This is a genomic window from Streptomyces chiangmaiensis, from assembly GCF_036281785.1.
Lineage (GTDB): Bacteria > Actinomycetota > Actinomycetes > Streptomycetales > Streptomycetaceae > Streptomyces > Streptomyces chiangmaiensis.
In genome coordinates, this window is sequence record NZ_JAYWVC010000690.1 from 1 (window position 1) to 710 (window position 710).

Below are 710 nucleotides of genomic sequence, written 5' to 3' on the forward strand. Positions count from 1 at the left end.
CCGGATGCGACGCCCTCCTTCTCCATCTGCTCGGCGAGCTTCATGGCCTCGTCGATGAGGGTCTCCACGATCTTCGACTCCGGCACGGTCTTGATGACCTCGCCCTTGACGAAGATCTGCCCCTTGCCGTTGCCCGAGGCAACACCGAGATCGGCCTCACGCGCCTCACCCGGACCATTGACCACACACCCCATCACCGCGACCCGCAGCGGAACCTCCATCCCCTCCAGGCCCGCCGTGACCTCCTCCGCCAGCTTGTACACATCCACCTGAGCACGACCGCACGACGGACACGACACAATCTCCAGACCACGCTGCCGCAACCCCAGCGACTCCAGGATCTGCGTACCCACCTTCACCTCCTCCACCGGAGGAGCCGACAGCGAAACACGAATCGTGTCACCGATGCCCTGCGACAACAGCGCACCGAACGCCACCGCGGACTTGACAGTCCCCTGAAACGCCGGACCCGCCTCCGTCACACCCAGATGCAACGGATACTCACACTGCGCCGCCAACTGCCGATACGCCTCGACCATCACCACCGGATCGTTGTGCTTCACCGAGATCTTGATGTCCCGGAAATCATGCTCCTCGAACAGCGACGCCTCCCACAGAGCCGACTCCACAAGCGCCTCCGGCGTCGCCTTGCCGTACTTCTGCAGCAGCCGCCTGTCCAGCGACCCCGCATTCACCCCGATCCGGATCGG

The 710-nt window shown here is 64.2% G+C and carries 1 protein-coding gene; it reads right to left on the reverse strand.

The annotated features are described in order from the left end of the window. The coding region (gene ispG / locus VXC91_RS46445; RefSeq protein ID WP_329513344.1) for a flavodoxin-dependent (E)-4-hydroxy-3-methylbut-2-enyl-diphosphate synthase at positions 1–710 on the reverse strand (710 nt) is incomplete at both ends.